Raw genomic sequence first — 16,568 nt, forward strand, 5'->3', positions numbered from 1 at the left:
GTGTGATCGAGTTCCTCACGGACCACCGTGGCCGAATTGAATCGATCCACGGCGGTCCGCCACCCCCGGAATTGGTGTCCTACGCCCGGGGCTTCCTGCTGCTGAACCGCCACCGGGTCCAGTTCCTCTACCGGTCCGCCGAACCATGGCTGACCGTCGTGCTGGAAAGGGCACGTCGGCGCGGCGAGCAGCACGATCGTGCGCTGATCAGGGCCGTTCCATCAGAACTGCCACAGGGCATCACTCGGCGCGAAATCGAGGTCCTGACCTTGTTGTCGCTCGGACTGTCCAACCCGGAGATCGGGGAGCGGCTCGGAACCAGCCGCCGGACTGTGTCCACCCAGGTGGAGCGGCTGCTGCACAAGCTCGGCCAGGTGAGTAGGGCTGGGCTGGCATCGCTCGTCGTTGACAGCCACCTGCTTGCTTTGCCGATCCCGGGTGGCGTTGATGGCGTGGCTCATATCTCGGTCGTGGGTGTCGAACGATTTGCTGGCATGGTCGATGAGGTTCCCGCGCGTCTTCCCTTAGGCCCGAAGACAGTCGACGGACCACGCCCGATCCTGGTTGGCACCCTGGCGTCCCTGACCGGCCAGGCCAACGACGAGGGAGAAGAATTGGTCCGCGGCGCTGCACTGGCAGTCGAGGAGATCAATTCCCACGGCGGGGTGGCGGGCCGGACTCTTGAACACCTCGTTGCTGACGCGGACTTGTACGACCCCGATGCAGTTCGGGCCGCCATGCAGCGACTCATCGATGCAGGCGTCGACGCCATTACAACACACTATTCGAGCGCCGAGAATCCCTTCCTGCTCGAGATGGCCGCCGAATACGGCAGGCCGTTTCTTCATGTCGACACCTTTGAGCGTCATGTGGACCTAGTCCGGAGTAATCCCCGTCGCTACGGAACAGTGTTCCAGACGTGCCCGTCAGAGAAGTATTACGCCATGGCGTTTGTGCGCTTCCTGAGAGATCTCGGGAAGCTGCGGAGCTACCTGCCAAGGCAACGCCGGATGGCGTTGGTGGAGATGGATACCCCGAGTGCGCATATCGGCGGAAACGGATTCGAGCCCGCAGTCGCCGAGGCAGGCTGGAGCATTGTCAGCCGCGAAAGTGCTCCCTTCCGGCAATCGGACTGGGAGGAAGTGGCCCGGCATCTGGTGGAGTCCCGCGCCGAAGTCATTCTCGTGGCACACTTCATCACCGACGAAATTGCGGAGCTGCAGAGACAACTCCATGCCGCGAAGTTCACGGGCTTGGTCTACTACGTCTACGCTGCATCGAGCCCCCGCTTTGTGGAGCAGCTGGGGGATCTTGCGAATGGGGTCGTGTGGAGTTCCGTGACCAACCGAACGGATTCGGCCGTCGCACGGGCGTTTCAGCGAAACTATGCGGTCCGCTACGGCGTGGAACCGGGGCCGGCGCAATCCAGTTCAGCCTACGACCAGGTCCAGCTGTTGGCTACCTCGTGGCGCCAAAACGGAGGCACGGACAGCGCCGGAGTGTGCTCTGCCCTACGCGAGACCCTCTACCGAGGGCTCAACGGAACCTACTATCTGGGAGAGGACGGCCAGGCGCCATTGAGCTACCCTGATGGCACAATCGATCCGACGATTGGCATGCCGCTTTTAACCTGCCAGATCCAATCGGGTGGACCAGTGGTCCTTAGCCCCGCACCATTCGGGTCCATGCATCTCTTGCAGATTCCGGGAATGAACCTCGCCGAGGAAAGCTAACCAAAGACTGCATTAACCAGGGCACCGAGATCCCCCGCACCATGGCGAGGTTTCCAGCGACTTCGATTTCGTGACACATGGTTGTTTTCTGCTGCCCGGGCTGAAAAGCGATCTCGTCGCCGAGATCGGCGAACCAGTCCCAACGCATGATCGCGGCCAGCTCAAGGGGACCACCACGTCTAGGTTGGGCACCCATGGCCAGTCCAGGCGCCCACGCCGCAGAGAAGCACGAAGTATCCGCGATTCCCGCGGCATACTCTGCCGTGGGCGTGAGTGGAAGCGCGATACGGGATGTCGCACAGCTACGCCTTCACAAGATTAGGCAGTAAGAATTCGGCGTAATCGACAACCTTTCTAGGCGCTAAGCAGGGGTTACCTTCTGCCAGATGCAGTACGCGGTTGTCCAGATCCATGACCACAGACATGACCGTCGACCACTGCGCCGCAGGATCCGATCGGACATCGGGGTGGCAGCAAATGGAACCCGGGGCGTCTGTGTGATCCTGCAGGGCGTGATCCAGTACAGCGATAGTGACCTTTTGTGTGTTGATGCCGACCAGCTCGCGCAACCGGGACAGTCGCACGTAGGAATCGGACATGGCCACGGGAGCTAGGTCGAAACCGTCCCGCGTCGAATCCAAGAAGTGGTTGGTGTGGAAGGTCTTTCCATGTTTGGCAATCTGGACGTTGATGTTGCGTGCGTCCCCCGGTCCCGTCTCAACGTTCAGGATCGCCCCGTCCGCGGCTCCCAGCATGTAGTTTCCGGAAGAGGCCCTGGGGTGAGAGGCCAGTAATTCGACCGCGTCATAGACACGTTTACAATCTGCCAGCGCCCGCAGCAAGACATGAAAAGGGACGCCCGGGGTTGATCCGTCAACGCTTGTCACAAGCGTGTTTACTGCCATGCCGATGCCGTGCTCGTTCATCACCGTTTTGGCCAGCAACCCGGCCTCCACGATGGTGACGTAGTTCGGTCCGTCCTCGCGTTCAACCTCCAGCAGGATCACCGAATCCAAGCCGTGCACCAGCCAATCCCAATTCTGGCCAATCAATGTGTGTCCCAGTGCCGTGTGCGTCGGGGCTATCGCAAAGGAAGAACATTCCCCGACCCCACGCAGTGGATTTGCCGATCCCGTGGCCATCCAGTGCGCGGAGACCAAAGCCTGCCAGAGGATCTCGGTGCGACAATTCATCGCCAGGATGTCTCCGAACGGCAGGTTCGCGCCCTTGGCGATCCCGCGCATTTCGTCCCAGATATCTGGGAAGAAGCGTTGGATGGATTCAGCGTACCCTTCGGCGTGGCTGACGGCGTCTTCCCAAGTCACGCCCTTGCTGGCGAAGGAGCGCTCGTAGCCGTCGCGGGCATGGTGCACCTGTGTGCGGGCCAATGATCCGTATTGTTCACCGCGTTCAATCGGCCCGCCACTGACTCTGATGCGCGGGTAGCCTGCAGTTTTCATGCCCGGCCCGTCCGTCCTGCCAGAGCGCCTCGTGCGACCCCCAAGAGTCGTTCGTCTTTATGTTCCGGGATCAAATTGGCGGGCAATGACGTGGGGGCCTGGGCAGCGGACAGCGTCCCGGTCGGAGAGTCTTCATCCAGTAGTTCGGCGGTTTGCCGCACCGTGCCGATCCAGGCGCCAGCTCCTTTGAGTCCCACGATGATCTTTTCGAGCATGGCCAGGCGCGAGGGTCGCCCGGATATCATGGGGTGCAAAGTCAGCATGACGTGTCCGCCCAGGGCTGCAATGCCGTCGATCTCCGGCTGCCACACCTCTAGGACCTCGCGGGTGGAGCGAATGGTCTTTTCCCAGGTGTCATTGGCGAACCAGAAATGCGCGGCGTCGTCCAGTATCCAGGACACGGGGACCTCAATGAGGTCGTGGCTCTCGAAACGGTAAGGGCGAATGTCGTTGAGCAGGTTGGAACTGTATTTGAAGCCCGCTTCCTGCAAGAGGTCAAGGGTCTGGTCCGTGAATTCCCACGAGGGGGATCGGTATCCCGTTATCTCCGCACCCAGGTCCCGCAATACGGCCAGCCCATCATACAATTCCGCGCGTTCTGCCTCGGGACTCAGTGTTGTGGGGTTGGTGTGTGAGTGTCCATGGTGGGCGACCTCGTGGCCCCGGGCCAGGATTGCTCTTACGGAGTCGGGGTGGCGCAGGGCATCCTTGCCGCAGATGAAGAAGGTTGCCTTCACGTCGTGCTTAGCCAGCAGATCCAAGATCAAGGGAACCCCCACGCGCGGACCGTAGGCTCCCTGCGAAAGCACTCCGGGACGGTTGGCATTCTCGGGGTTCTCTCCGATCCAAACCTCTTCGGCATCAAAATCAAAGGTAATGCTTGCACCGAAATCCTTGTCCTGCGGCCACAAAGCCATCGTGCATCCTCACTCGTGGGCATCCCGCTGGGAGAGAGAATGCCATGGTCATTACGTGAAGATCCAGTCTGCCCGGCACATTGCCCTGCGTCATGGGTCAAATGACGTATCTTCAATTTCACGTCGAAAATCCAAACCGGGTGGTGGCGTGAGAAACCGATCCAACCAATGGCTTGGCCACCCTGGAACTGGTACCAAAAATTGGTCTGAGGGCGCGGATACTGTTGCGGACATGTCCTAAGTTTCGGTAGAAACTATGGCACTTGGTCAGTGCGCAGACGACCTCCGCGGGGAGGGCGCCCAAGCGGATCGTTCGGTCGAGCGCCTGCTGCGCGTGGCCCAAATTGACGGCGTCTGAAGCAATGCAGAGTCTATGGACCTTCGTCCGGAATCGGCCTGCTCTGGGCATCCGGACCGTCCCAGCTGATTGGCGTCCCCGCTGCAATCGGTAGCGAGTTGGCTCCCAAAAACCCCACTAGACTAATTCCTTCACGCTCTTGCGTACCTTCTCTTGACGCGACATTGGAAGGGCGCCTATTTCTTCGTCGAAGTTGATCCAGAATTGAACGCCTTGACGATCGGTGTCCCAATCCCAGACCGATTCAACCAGACGGTGCATGAACAAAGACTTGAGCGCTTCGTCTTCAACGGGGTTAAGAACATGCTCTGGCCTGTTCATGGTCCATCGGTCGTACTCGAACACGGACGCGTGCTCGACGGGACTAAGATGCTTTTGGCGCCATCGAGGGAACCTTTCCAAATCGTGCCTGATGCTGGCTGGCAAGCCATGCATTATGTTCATCCAGTTGTCTCGCCCGCTCATTGATGGCCGTGCTTATTTCCTCGCCGACCACTGAAGGAGTCCAGATATTGACTCCGAATGTTGGTTTTCATGGCCCGGATGGATCGGGCCGTCGAGCCGGTGGCTATGCTGGGTGGATGGCGACAGTTATTCTCTTGCGGCACGGCCGCACCAATGCCAATGCCGCCGGACTGCTGGCCGGTCGGGCAGCGGGCATCAGTCTGGACCAAATCGGGATCGACCAGGCTGCCCGGGCCGGGGACCGGCTCGCTGCCGTGCCCTTGGTCGCCGTGGTGTCCAGCCCCCTGGAGCGTTGCCGGCAGACCGCCCGGTTCGTCCTCGAACGCCAGGCCGGCAACCCGTACGCGCCGGTCGAACCGGATCTTATCGAGTGCGATTACGGCCAGTGGCAGGGCCGCACGCTAGAGGACCTCGCGACCGAGAAGCTATGGTCGGTGGTGCAGTCGCAACCCTCCGCCGTCACCTTTCCCGGCGGTGAATCACTGGCCGCCATGCAGGCCCGGTCCGTGGCGGCGATTCGGCGCCACGATGCGGCCCTCGAAGCGGAGCACGGGCCAGGGGCGGTATGGGCAGCGGTGAGCCACGGCGACCTCATCAAGGCAATCCTCGCCGACGCACTTGGCATGCACCTTGACCTGTTCCAGCGCATCAATGTCGGCCCCGCCTCCGTGTCCATCGTGCGCTATGGCGCCACCCGGCCGACCGTCCACGCGACCAACACCGACGCCGGGGATCTCGCGTGGCTCGCGAACAACATCCCCTCCGGCGACGCACCGGTGGGCGGCGGGGCAGGGCAGGAGGCGCCGCGAACCTCCGGAGCCTAAGATGGTTGCATGCCTACACGCGTTCACGAGTTCATCTGGCCCGATCGGGTCATAGTCGGCACCATGGGCCTGCCGGGGTCGCGCACGTTCTACCTGCAGGTGCGCGCGGGGCGGCAGATCGTCAGTATTGCCTTTGAGAAGCAGCAGGCGGATCTGCTTGCCGAGAAGGTCGATGAAATCCTCGACCAGCTCATGGCCCTCGAGGGCAACCCCTTCAGCGTTCCCGGGAACACGCCCATTGAACTGGTCGACAACGACCAGCTCGAGGCCGTCCAGGAACAGTTCCGGTGCGGGGCCATGGGCCTGGGTTGGGACCCCACGACGGCCCAGGTGGTTATCAAGGCCTACCCGATCACCGAAGTCGATGACAACGATGACGAAGACCTCGAATCTCCTGAGGTGATTGACCCCGACGCGGACGAAATGCTGCTGGTGAGCATGCCGGTGGGCTCCGCCCGGGCATTCGCCAAGCGCACCCGCGAGGTCGTGGCCGCCGGGCGCCCGATGTGCCTGCTCTGCGGCTACCCGATGGACGCCGAGGGACACACCTGCACCCTTCCCGAGAACTGATGCCGGCGCCCGACCTGGCAACGGCGGAGCTGACGCTCACCGGCCGCATCACCACTGCGTCAAACGCCACCTTCCTGGGAAGCATCGGCGACGCGGTGGTCGTCTACAAGCCCATGGCGGGTGAACAGCCGCTGTGGGATTTCCCCGACGGCGCCCTTGCCCACCGGGAGCTGGCCGCCTACCTGGTCTCGCAGGCCCTGGGCTGGAACGTCGTGCCGCACACCTGGCTGCGTGACGGCCCGCTGGGCGAGGGCATGGTGCAGCTCTGGCAGGAGCAGGATCCCGCCCAGAATGCCGTGGACCTGGTGATGGCGGACGAGGTGCCGCAAACGGACTGGAAGCAGGTCCTTGAAGGCCAGGATGAGCAGGGGCGGATGGTCGCCCTCGTCCATGAAGACTCGCAGGAACTCCGGCGCATGGCCGTGTTCGACGTGGTCATCAACAATGCCGACCGTAAAGGCAACCACGTTCTTGCCATGGGCGTCGGACATCGGTACGGCGTGGACCATGGGCTCACTTTTCACAGTGACCACAAACTGCGGACGGTGTTGTGGGGTTGGAGCGGAGACACCCTAAGCGCAGGGGAACTCGACGGCGTGGACCGTGTCATCCAGGGCCTGGACGGCCAGCTGGGACGCGACCTGGCGCACTTGCTCACGGCCGGGGAGATCTCGGCGCTCGGCGCACGCTGCATGCGGTTGCGCTTGACCGGGCGGTTTCCGGCTCCGAGCGGCGGGATGCCGGCGGTTCCCTGGCCGCTGTTCTAGGAAAAGGACAGTTTCCGGCGGGACCAGGCACCTGTCGTGAAACAGACGCCGTCCAGGGGAACCCTCAAAATCCCGACGGGCGGGGAAATCCGCCACCGAAGGCCACACCGACAGGCAGCGCGACTCCCCCGAGGTGATCCACGGCGGCGCACGACACAGGAATGCGTCCCGCGCGCGGACTGCAGACCATCCCTGGCACCCCGGTCACGGGGCGGGATCGACCTTGTCCTTCCCCGGCCGATACCCGGCGATTTCTGCCCTGATGTCGCCCTCCTCGTGTCCGCCCTTGGTCTTGCCGAACGGCAGCGCCTTGAGCAGCGGGTGCACGATGGCCATGACGACGCTGCCCCAGATGATTCCGAGGATGGCCGAGCACAGGGTGTTCACGAGCCAGGCCAGGAAGCCGCCCACTGCGGGGATCCCTGCGAACGGCTTCTCGAGGACATGGACCAGGTCGTAGGGGGCATGCCACCCCAGGTCGTAGGCGCCCTGCAGCATGATGTGGCCACCCACCCACAACATGGCGATCGTCCCGACAAACGTGATCGCGGCCAGCACGGCGGGCATGCCCTTGACCAGCGCCTCGCCGAAGCGCTTGGCGCCAGCCGAGTCCTTGGTGGCCAGGTGCAGGCCGATGTCGTCCATCTTCACAATCAGCCCCACGGCCCCGTACACGAGCACCGTGATGGCGACCGCCACGACTACCAGGATGATGGCCCGCGAGAGCAGGGACTCGGTGGCCACCTCGTTCATGGAGATCACCATGATCTCGCAGGAGAGGATGAAGTCGGTCGTGATGGCGCCCTTGATGACCTTGGCCTCCGCCAGCGGGCCGCGGTCGACCGCCGGGGTCTTTTCCGCCTCATGGTGTCCGCGGAGCTTGTGCCACACCTTTTCGGCACCCTCGTAGCAGAGGTAGGTGCCACCGGCCATGAGGATGAACGGAATGATCCCCGGGAGGAATGCGCTGATCAGCAACAGCGCCGGCAGGATGACCAACAGCTTGTTGCGCAGCGAACCCCAAAAGATCTTCTTGATCATGGGCAGTTCACGGGAGGGGTCGGCGCCGGAAACGTACTGCGGGGTGACGGCGGCATCGTCGATGACCACCCCGGCCGCTTTGGCTCCCGCCTTCGCGGCGCCTGCGGCGACGTCGTCCACCGAGGCGGCCGCGATGCGGGCCAGGGCCGCAACATCGTCCAGCAGGGCGACCAGGCCGCCGCTCACAGGGCGCCCCGGTGCTGCTCGAGGGCGGACGGCTGGACGTGGAAGCCTCGGTCAAGGCGCATATTTGGCATGTTCCGAGTATATGGCGGCGAGCAGGCCACAGGCGACGAGGGAAACGGAAGTCGACAGCACAGGAACGGTTGGCCGTCGATGGTTTCCGGCCCGCCGCATGGGATGCCGGTGGGCGAAAGCTGACGGCGTTCGATGGCCGAAAACCACTTTGTTGAACCCCAATCACGGCACGTCCTGAGACCATGGCCCGAGGGATTCACTGGTTTTACCTCAGTGAAGGTCCTCACTGGCCAGACACCGGTGCGGTGCGCTCCCCGTCGTCTTCCGGCCTTTCTCAGCCCCGCGCGACATTCAGCGAGAACTCAATGAAGCCCGAGTCCTCCACGGCGACGAACCCGAGGTTCGGCGCCTCGACACCGAATTCCGCCCAGGTCATCGGGATCTGGCCAACCAATTGCGCCGAGCCGTCGGCCAACACGCCTTGGACGTCGGCATCCACGGAAACCGTCTGGCCATTGAGGGTGAGGTCGCCGGTGATGGCGAATCTCTGCGTGTCGCCCTCAAGCGCCCCCGACACGTCAACGGGTTCGGTCAGCGTGAACGTTGCCTCGGGGTACTGCGACGTGTCGATGGCCGTCGTGCGGAAATACTGGTCGCGGCGATCGGAGTCCGTGCTGATGGTGTCCACCGACAGCTCGATGTCCGCGGCCGTCAGCCGGTCGTCCTCGAGGGTCAGGGAACCGCTCACGTCCTCGGTGCGTCCCGTAACTGTCACGTCGGCTCCGTTGAGGACTTCCTCCAGCCGGTACCCGGCGAAAGATCCGGCACCGACGGTCCAGGTTCCGGAGTGGTCCTCGGCTGCCGTTGCGGCGCCGCTCTCCCCAGTCGCTTGGACGCTTCACCGGTCGCCGTTGCCGACAAGGTCGGAACGGCCTCGGCCCGGGCGGAAACGTTGGCCGCATAAATGCGGCTGCCCACGAAGATGCCCGCTACGACGATTGCCGCCACCAGGGCGATGATCCATATCAGGCGTTTGTTCTTCGGGCGGGTGGGTGCCGGCTGGTCGGTCATGTGTTCTCCTGATCGATCGCGCCGTCTCCCGGCGGAGTTTTACTTGATGCTTGAATTATTTCATCGCGTTCGATTTCACATGCCGAAAATGCGCGCATCCCGCGAAGTTCACCAAAAATACACAGGCCACAAACAGACTGCCGCGGAACCCCGGCCCTGGCACCGCCGCCCTCCGGGCAAAAAAATTCCCCGGCGCCCTGTGACGGGAACCGGGGAATTTCAATCAAACCTAGTGCTAACGACTAGCGACGCAGGCCGAGGCGCTCGATCAGCGTACGGTAACGCTCGATGTCGGCACCCTTGAGGTACGCAAGCATACGACGACGACGACCAACCAGGGCCATCAGGCCGCGGCGGGTGTGGTGGTCATGCTTGTGCATCTTCAGGTGCTCCGTCAGATCCAGGATGCGGCGCGACATCACGGCGATCTGGACCTCGGGGGAACCGGTGTCGCCTTCGCTGGTGGCGTAGGCCTTCATGATTTCCTGCTTGACAGCGGCGTCTAATGCCACAATAACTCCTAGAGTTGTACCGCGTTTCAAAACACCGTTGCCGGCAGGTGCACTCGCAACCGCGGACTGCAGCGGGCACCGCAGATAAGTCTAGCAAACGGATGCCCGCCCCCGGCACCCTTGCGACCCACGCCACATGGTTCGCCCGCGTGAACGCTAGCTGCGCAGCCGGGCCCGCCAGGCGTGGGTGAGGTAGGGCAGCGCGAACGGCTCCCCCGGCGTGTGGCCCAGGTGGTCGTAGAGGTACCAGGACAGGTTGTGCTCGACCCGCGCCCGGGTCGCTGCTCCCGCGCGCAGGTAGTAGCTGCGGGACTTGGCCAGCGCGATGACCTGTTCCCCGATCAACGGCTGCTCCCAGGTCCAGGCCCCGGATTCGGGGGCGTGGAACTCCGGGCCCAGCGGCGGGACGAAATCCGGGCGGTGCACGTCCCCGGCATGCATGATCCGTGCCAGGCGGTGCACCCAGGACACCGAGACATCAAGCTGGTTCCAGACCAGGGACAATTGCCCGGCGGGGCGCAGCACGCGGGCCGCCTCGGCGCTGGCGGCCTTCGGGTCCACCCAGTGCCAGGCCTGCGCGTAGGTGATGACGTCCGCGCTGGAATCGTCCAGCCCGGTGTCTTCCCCGGTCCCGGCGACGGCCGTGACCTCGGGCAGGCGGCTGCGGAGCACGTCGAGCATGTCGTCGGAGGGTTCCACGGCACCGACCTTCAGCCCGCGGCCCAGCAGCTGCGCGGTGAAGATCCCGGTGCCTGCCCCCACGTCCACGGCGTCGCGGGCGGTCGCGGGGACCATGAAGTCCAGCGCTGCATCCGGGTAATTCGGGCGCACGGCATCGTAGTGCGCTCCCCCGGCCTTGAAGGCCCTGGCCAGTTCCCGGCGGCGCTTGGAGTCCATCGTGAAGGCGCGGGCGGGCAGCCCGGGAACCGGGCGCGGTGTTGCCCCGGTGGTCCCGGGGCCCGAATCAGGCATCAAGCAGGACGGTACGGGTGCGTGCGACGTCCTCGCGCATCTGTTCAATCAGGGCCTCGATGCCCCGGTAGGCCACCATCGGGCGCAGGTGCTCCACGAATTCCACGGCAACCTGCTGGCCGTAGAGGTCGAAGTCCTCCACGCCCTCGGCCGGGCGGTCGATCACGTGGGCCTCTACCTGGCGGCTGACGCCCTCAAAGGTGGGGTTCGAGCCCACGGAAATGGCCGCCGGCCAGCGCACCTGCGCCTCGTCGACCAGCCAGCCGGCGTAGACGCCGTCGGCGGGGATGATGCCCGAGGCCGAGGGGTCGAGGTTGGCGGTGGGGAATCCGAGTTCGCGGCCGCGTGCCGCGCCGTGCACGACCTCGCCGCGCATCCGGTGCGGGCGGCCCAGGATCTGGGCGGCCGTGGCGACCTCGCCGCGGTTCAGTGCCTCGCGCACCCAGGTGGAGGACCAGCGGCGGTGCTCGCCCACGTCCTCGACGCCGACGACGTCAAAGCCGTATTGCTTGCCGAGTTCGACCATGGTGTCGAAGTCCCCGGAGTTCTCGCGCCCGAAGCGCACGTCGTGGCCCACCACCACGGTGCAGGCGTTGAGCGCGCCCACGATGACCTTGGCAACGAATTCCTCGGCGGTGGCCCGGGCGAAGTCAAGGGTGTAGCGGATCATGAGCAGGCCGTCGAGGCCCTCCTCGGCGAGGGTCTCGATGCGGTCCTCAAGGCCCATGATGAGTTCGGGTGCGTCATCGGGGCGGTGCACCTGGGAGGGGTGCGGATCGAAGCTGATGGCAACCGCCCTGGCGTTGCGCTCCCTGGCGGTGGCCACCACGGCGGCGAGCACCTCGCGGTGCCCGCGGTGGACGCCGTCGAAGTTGCCGATGGTCACTACCGACGGGCCGATGCCGGGCGGGACGGCTTCGAGGCCTTTCCAATAGTGCACGTTGCTCCTTCGCTGGTGATCCTGGCGGCCGCCTTGAGACCGGCCATTACCATTATGAACGACAAATACGCCAAGTGCCGATTCCTGCGTCCCCCCTCCGCCCATTGACGTGGCGTGCACCATAGGATGGGCGCAGGGCCACAATTCCGTCCGGCCCGCCAATCACAAGGAGCTCCAGATGGCCGACCTGAATGAACTGCTTGACCTGATCCCCCTTGACCAGCTGGGCGCGAAGCTCGGCGTCGATGCCCAGACCGCCCGCGCCACCGCCGCGACGGCACTTCCCTCGCTGCTGGCGGGGCTGCAAAACAACGCCGCCTCCCCCGAAGGCGAGGACGCCCTGGCCACGGCCATTGCCCAACACGACGCGAAGTTCCTGGACGGCGGCGTGGACATCGACGCGGTGGACACCGAAGACGGGCAGAAGATCGTGCAGCATTCACTGGGTGAGAACCAGTCGGCGCTGACCGCCCAGCTCAGCGGTGCGGCACCGGGCGGCGTGGACCTGGGCGCGCTGGTGCAGAAGGCCCTGCCGATCCTGGCGCCGATCGTCATGTCGTTCCTGGCCAAAAAGCTTTCCTCCTCGCAGGGCGGGCTGGGAGGCCTCCTGGGCGGCATGCTCGGCGGGCAGGGCCCGGCAGCCGGGCAGCAGCCCGGTGGCCTTGACCTCGGCGGGATCCTGGGCGGGCTCTTCGGCGGCGGAAGCACGCAGCAGCAACAGCCCCAGCAGGGCCAGGCTCCCGGGGGCCTTGACCTCGGAGGAATCCTCGGCGGGCTCTTCGGCAAGAAGTAGCCCTACGGCCACCAACACCGGAGCCGGATTTCCCGCACACCGCCCCAGTGGCAGGGGCGGGGGAAATCCGGCTCCTTGTGGATGTCTGGAATCAGGCCGCGGGCTGCGCTTGCCCGTCATTCATGCGGTGGCGGCCCAGCCACCAGAGGCCGATCAGCGGCAGCACCAGGGGCACGTAGCCGTAGCCGGAGCCGAAGTGGGACCAGACGGCAGGGTGGGCAAAGAGGCTCGGCAACGCGAAGCTCAGCGTCCCGACCACCAAGACGCCAATGAGCTCAAAGAGCACCGCGTACCAGGACAGCCTCCAGCTGCCCGGGCGCTTGGAGGCCATCGCGAGGGTCGCCACGATGTAGACCAGCCCGGCCAGGGCGCTGAGCAGGTAGGCCAGCGGTGCCTCGGAGAAGTCCATCAGGATCTGGTAGACGGCACGGACCGTGGCCGAGAGTGCCAGCACCCCGTAGACAGCGATGATGATCCGGCCCAGCCCGGAGCTGCGCCCGCCGTTGGAGCGCTGCTTTTTTCCCGCGCTGCGGGTCGCCGCGTCGGCAATGCGCGAACGCTTCGCCGTGTTCTTTCGCTGCTCGCTCATGCCGGCAGTGCTCCGTCCCAAATTTGTTCCATCCTGTACAGCATGACAAAGACGATCGCCCCGGAGACCGCCAGCACCGTGTTCGAGTACCGCGACTTGTCGGTGACCGCCCAGATGAAGGCCAGCGCCGGGATCAGCAGTGCGGTGAGCAAGTAGCCCCAGAACTCCCAGGGTTCCCCGCTGATCACCTGTCCCCCGGCCTGGCGGATTGCGGCGGCGATCCCGTAGACGACCAGGAACACCTCCAGCAGCGCCACCGACACCAGGGCAAAGTCGTCCGGGTAGGTGCGGATGATGGTCGCCACCACGCCCAGCAGCACCGCCACGGCGCAGAGAATGGCCCCGGCTATAAAGAATCCGTCAACGATCACGGCGGAAGTTACCCCTTAGAAGTTGTTCATTCACTCGGCCACCGGCTCGTCCCGGCGCGCCAACCCTAGGACGCGGGGGCAAACACCAGTTCGGGCCTGGCATTCTCGCCCTTGTTCTTCAGCAGCGCCACCAGGGTGCCGTCCGGGGCAAAGGCCGCGGTCGTCTCCTCGCTCTCGTTCACGCCGATCCGCCGGCCAAAGGAGAGCTCGGAGCGCTCGTGCTCGCTCAGGTCCCGGCGCGGGAACAGGGCATCGGCGGCCTTCTCCAGCGGCAGGTACTCGAAGTCCTTGGCCAGCTGTTCCAGCGTGCGGGCCCTGTCCAGGGTGTAGGGTCCGACCTCGGTGCGGCGCAGCGCGGTCAGGTGGCCGCCGACCGCGAGGTCCTCACCCAGGTCGCGGGCCAGTGCCCGGATGTAGGTGCCCGAGGAACATTCGACTGTCACGTCGATGTCCAGCACCTTGCCGCCGCGTTCGCGGCGGATGTCGTGGACCTCGAAACGGTGGATGGTCACCGGGCGGGCGGCAAGCTTGACTTCCTCCCCGGCGCGAACCCGGGCGTAGGAGCGTTCCCCGTTGACCTTGATGGCACTGACGGAGGAAGGCACCTGCTCGATCGGGCCGGTGAGCCTGGCGATTGAGGCATGGATCTGTTCCTCGGTGACGGCGGCGGCGATCCGCGCCTGCACGATCTCGCCCTCGGCGTCGTCGGTGATCGTCGACTCCCCCAGGCGGATGGTGGCGGTGTAGGTCTTGTTGGCGCCCACGATGTAGGTCAGCAGGCGTGTGGCCTTGTTGATGCCCAGCACCAGCACGCCGGTGGCCATCGGGTCCAGGGTGCCTGCGTGTCCGACCTTGCGGGTGCCCGCCAGCCGGCGCGTGCGCCCCACCACGTCATGGCTCGTCCAACCCTGCGGTTTGTCGACAATGACCAGGCCTGAGCCAATGGGTTCCGTGGGGTTCTGCGCGGCTGTTTTCACGCCCTCCAGTATAGGCCGGTTCCCTGGGGGCAATTTCCCGGGCCGCACGGACACGGTGGCAATGTGCGCAAGCTATCCCCCATGGATCCCTTCCCGGCCGCTAGTGCTTGCCCGCGCGCCATCGGTAAGGAAGACAGTGCACGCCATTGACTTCCCCCTGCGCTGCCCCTAGCGTTCTGGGTGTCTGGCCACGGCCGGATCATCTGTGTCGGGCAAGGTGTAGCTGGGGCGCCAACACCCTCGTCCCGTGTATACGGCATCCACTCGTCCATTTCCCGTCGGCGCCATTCGCCAGCCGCCGGCGTTGCCTCACGGCGGCACCGGCGGGCACGGCCAAATCGAAACAACTTGGGGCCATGGCGCACGGAGAAAACGAGCCGGTTCAATAGTCCACGCTCCGCAACGACGCGGCACGTCCAGTTCTCTTGAAAAGGATCCACAGCATGAAGTTTCGCGCACTCGCGGCGGTAGCCGCTGCCTCGGCCATGACGGTGACGCTCAGCGTCGCCCCCGCCCATGCCACCAAGGACCGCCAGCCGGCACCGTCCATCACCAACGTCAAGACACTTGCCCAAGGGTTCGGCGGCCCGTTGAAGGTCGCCTTCGGACCGGAAGGCAGCATCCTCGTTGCCGAGGCATTCGCCGGCAAGGTCACCTCCGTCTCCCCCACCGGCGCCAAGACCACCCTGGTCAATGCCCCGGGCAAGGAAATCGTCGGCGTCTCCCACGCCCGCGGCACCACCTACTACTTCGAGAATGCCGGGGCCACCGGCGAGGAACCGCCCAGCGGGGCGACTCCCGCGCTGCTGAAGTCCATCGACAAGAAGGGCAAGACCCGCACGATCGCCGACCTGCTGGAGTTTGAGAAGACGCACGATCCCGACGCCCGGACCGTGTACGGGGTCCGGGACGCCTCAGCCAGCTGCCTGGCGCAGGCGCCGGAGATGCGTTCCATGGGCGAGCTCTACTCGCACCCGTTCTCCAGCCTCCCGGCACGCAACGGCGTCTACGTCGGCGATGCCGGGGCGAACACGATCCTGAACGTGAACAACCAGGGCAAGGTTTCCCTCGTCAAGGTGCTTCCCGCCGAACCCGTCGCCATCACCGAGGCGGTGCGGGAAGCTGCAGGGGAAATGGGCATCACGGTCCCGGACTGCATGCTCGGACTCACCTACTGGGCACAGCCCGTTCCCACCGACATCACGGTCAAGGGAAACTGGATGTACTACACCGTGTTGCCCGGGGTTCCGGGCGAGTCCCTCTCCAGGGGCAAGGTCTACAAGATGAACCTGCTGACCAAGAAGACCCAGACCGTGGCCACCGGACTCAGCGCGCCCACGGGCATTGCCCTGGACAAGCGCGGCAACGTCTATGTGGCAGAGCTCTTCGGCGGCGGCGTGGCCAAGATCGTCAACGGCCACGGGGTAACCGTGCTCCCGGCCATGATGGCCAGCGATGTAGAGATCCGCAACAACAAGCTGATAGCCAGCACCGAGGCCCTGACCCCTTCGGGCAAGCTGGTGACAGCGACCCTCAAGTAGTCAATCAGCCCCGGCCATTCCCGGGGAAATGAGGCGACCCCGGGCGGGGACCCGTTCACATCGGGATTCCCGCCCGGGGTTTGCCCGCGTTTGGACGCGTTTGGGCCGTTTCAAAAAAGTCAGGATGCCAGGCGTTCCGGCTGCCGATCCGGCGGATTATCGAGCCCGGCCGATTGCGGCGGCCGGCTGATGGCAGACCACACCTCGTCGAGCGAGAGTCCGAGCACCCCTGCGATGGCCGCAATGGTGGAGAAGGAGGGCGTGGCCACGCGACCGGTTTCGATCTTGCGAAGGGTCTCCGGCGAGATGTCGGCGGCCACGGCCACCTCGAACATGGATCGATCGGTGCGCGCCCGGCGCAGGATGGCGCCGAGTTGCTGGCCGCGTTCGATTTCGGCGGGAGTGAGTGGAAGTCTGACCATGAGTCCAATGATAGTACCGGTATAGTATTACCGGTATTGTTATTGGA

19 protein-coding genes are annotated in these 16,568 nt (G+C 64.7%); 6 read left to right on the top strand and 13 right to left on the bottom strand.

The window, feature by feature from the left end; all coding sequences use genetic code 11:
* Positions 1–2: 2 nt before the first annotated feature.
* Complete coding sequence (locus KRR55_RS13290) at positions 3–1,733, top strand: ABC transporter substrate-binding protein (RefSeq protein ID WP_217389575.1); 1,731 nt, start codon at positions 3–5, stop codon at positions 1,731–1,733.
* Positions 1,734–2,035: 302 nt separating this feature from the next.
* On the opposite strand, the gene KRR55_RS13295 is transcribed toward KRR55_RS13290, so the two are convergent.
* From KRR55_RS13295 to KRR55_RS13305, 3 genes are all read right to left on the bottom strand, one after another.
* Positions 2,036–3,193 (bottom strand): C45 family autoproteolytic acyltransferase/hydolase, encoded by a 1,158-nt coding sequence (locus KRR55_RS13295; RefSeq protein ID WP_217389576.1) that lies wholly within the window; start codon positions 3,191–3,193, stop codon positions 2,036–2,038.
* Positions 3,190–4,110 carry a polysaccharide deacetylase family protein gene (locus tag KRR55_RS13300; protein WP_217389577.1) on the bottom strand — a complete coding sequence of 307 codons (921 nt, stop codon included), beginning with the start codon at positions 4,108–4,110 and terminating at the stop codon, positions 3,190–3,192. Before KRR55_RS13300 ends, KRR55_RS13295 begins: the two co-directional genes overlap by 4 nt.
* A 475-nt stretch (positions 4,111–4,585) precedes the next feature.
* The gene (locus tag KRR55_RS13305; protein ID WP_217389578.1) at positions 4,586–4,813 is read right to left on the bottom strand and encodes a hypothetical protein; all 228 of its coding nucleotides are present in this window, start codon (positions 4,811–4,813) and stop codon (positions 4,586–4,588) included.
* Positions 4,814–5,049: 236 nt separating this feature from the next.
* On the opposite strand from KRR55_RS13305, the gene KRR55_RS13310 reads away from it, so the two are divergent.
* From KRR55_RS13310 to KRR55_RS13320, 3 genes are read left to right on the top strand one after another with little or no spacing between them, the layout of a single operon-like run.
* A complete protein-coding gene (locus tag KRR55_RS13310) occupies positions 5,050–5,757 on the top strand; it encodes an MSMEG_4193 family putative phosphomutase (RefSeq protein WP_217389579.1) in 708 nt (235 codons plus the stop codon).
* A gap of 9 nt (positions 5,758–5,766) precedes the next feature.
* Positions 5,767–6,327 (top strand): DUF3090 domain-containing protein, encoded by a 561-nt coding sequence (locus tag KRR55_RS13315; protein ID WP_217389580.1) that lies wholly within the window; start codon positions 5,767–5,769, stop codon positions 6,325–6,327.
* Positions 6,327–7,094, top strand: coding sequence for an SCO1664 family protein (locus tag KRR55_RS13320; RefSeq protein WP_217389581.1), 768 nt, complete (start codon positions 6,327–6,329; stop codon positions 7,092–7,094). The genes KRR55_RS13315 and KRR55_RS13320 overlap by 1 nt, the downstream gene beginning before the upstream one ends.
* A gap of 204 nt (positions 7,095–7,298) precedes the next feature.
* Here KRR55_RS13320 and KRR55_RS13325 read toward each other — a convergent pair whose 3' ends face one another.
* The 6 genes from KRR55_RS13325 to KRR55_RS13350 all read right to left on the bottom strand — a co-directional run bounded on the left by KRR55_RS13325 (position 7,299) and on the right by KRR55_RS13350 (position 11,828).
* On the bottom strand, positions 7,299–8,321 hold the full coding sequence (locus KRR55_RS13325) for a DUF808 domain-containing protein (RefSeq protein ID WP_217389582.1): 1,023 nt from the start codon (positions 8,319–8,321) through the stop codon (positions 7,299–7,301).
* Between the two features lie 346 nt (positions 8,322–8,667).
* On the bottom strand, positions 8,668–9,108 hold the full coding sequence (locus tag KRR55_RS13330) for a YceI family protein (protein ID WP_217389583.1): 441 nt from the start codon (positions 9,106–9,108) through the stop codon (positions 8,668–8,670).
* Positions 9,105–9,404, bottom strand: coding sequence for a hypothetical protein (locus tag KRR55_RS13335; RefSeq protein ID WP_217389584.1), 300 nt, complete (start codon positions 9,402–9,404; stop codon positions 9,105–9,107). The genes KRR55_RS13330 and KRR55_RS13335 overlap by 4 nt, the downstream gene beginning before the upstream one ends.
* 242 nt (positions 9,405–9,646) lie before the next feature.
* The gene (rpsO, locus tag KRR55_RS13340; protein WP_217389585.1) at positions 9,647–9,916 is read right to left on the bottom strand and encodes a 30S ribosomal protein S15; all 270 of its coding nucleotides are present in this window, start codon (positions 9,914–9,916) and stop codon (positions 9,647–9,649) included.
* 156 nt (positions 9,917–10,072) lie between these two features.
* Positions 10,073–10,888: a class I SAM-dependent methyltransferase gene (locus tag KRR55_RS13345; RefSeq protein WP_217389586.1), complete on the bottom strand. Its 816-nt coding sequence runs from the start codon at positions 10,886–10,888 to the stop codon at positions 10,073–10,075.
* The gene (locus KRR55_RS13350) at positions 10,881–11,828 is read right to left on the bottom strand and encodes a bifunctional riboflavin kinase/FAD synthetase (RefSeq protein ID WP_217389587.1); all 948 of its coding nucleotides are present in this window, start codon (positions 11,826–11,828) and stop codon (positions 10,881–10,883) included. Before KRR55_RS13350 ends, KRR55_RS13345 begins: the two co-directional genes overlap by 8 nt.
* Positions 11,829–12,006: 178 nt before the next feature.
* On the opposite strand from KRR55_RS13350, the gene KRR55_RS13355 reads away from it, so the two are divergent.
* Positions 12,007–12,621 (top strand): DUF937 domain-containing protein, encoded by a 615-nt coding sequence (locus KRR55_RS13355; RefSeq protein WP_217389588.1) that lies wholly within the window; start codon positions 12,007–12,009, stop codon positions 12,619–12,621.
* 91 nt (positions 12,622–12,712) lie between these two features.
* Here the strand turns inward: KRR55_RS13355 and KRR55_RS13360 are convergent, their stop codons facing one another.
* From KRR55_RS13360 to truB, 3 genes are all read right to left on the bottom strand, one after another.
* Positions 12,713–13,210 (bottom strand): hypothetical protein, encoded by a 498-nt coding sequence (locus KRR55_RS13360; protein WP_217389589.1) that lies wholly within the window; start codon positions 13,208–13,210, stop codon positions 12,713–12,715.
* Complete coding sequence (locus KRR55_RS13365) at positions 13,207–13,581, bottom strand: hypothetical protein (protein WP_217389590.1); 375 nt, start codon at positions 13,579–13,581, stop codon at positions 13,207–13,209. The genes KRR55_RS13360 and KRR55_RS13365 overlap by 4 nt, the downstream gene beginning before the upstream one ends.
* A gap of 65 nt (positions 13,582–13,646) precedes the next feature.
* Positions 13,647–14,525: a tRNA pseudouridine(55) synthase TruB gene (gene truB, locus KRR55_RS13370; protein WP_217389772.1), complete on the bottom strand. Its 879-nt coding sequence runs from the start codon at positions 14,523–14,525 to the stop codon at positions 13,647–13,649.
* 476 nt (positions 14,526–15,001) lie between these two features.
* Here truB and KRR55_RS13375 point away from each other — a divergent pair, with 476 nt between their 5' ends.
* Positions 15,002–16,099 carry a ScyD/ScyE family protein gene (locus tag KRR55_RS13375; protein WP_217389592.1) on the top strand — a complete coding sequence of 366 codons (1,098 nt, stop codon included), beginning with the start codon at positions 15,002–15,004 and terminating at the stop codon, positions 16,097–16,099.
* Positions 16,100–16,218: 119 nt separating this feature from the next.
* On the opposite strand, the gene KRR55_RS13380 is transcribed toward KRR55_RS13375, so the two are convergent.
* Positions 16,219–16,521, bottom strand: coding sequence for a helix-turn-helix domain-containing protein (locus KRR55_RS13380; protein WP_217389593.1), 303 nt, complete (start codon positions 16,519–16,521; stop codon positions 16,219–16,221).
* Positions 16,522–16,568 lie beyond the last annotated feature (47 nt).

Origin of the sequence: Paeniglutamicibacter quisquiliarum (assembly GCF_019084045.1) — a bacterium.
GTDB lineage: Bacteria > Actinomycetota > Actinomycetes > Actinomycetales > Micrococcaceae > Paeniglutamicibacter > Paeniglutamicibacter quisquiliarum.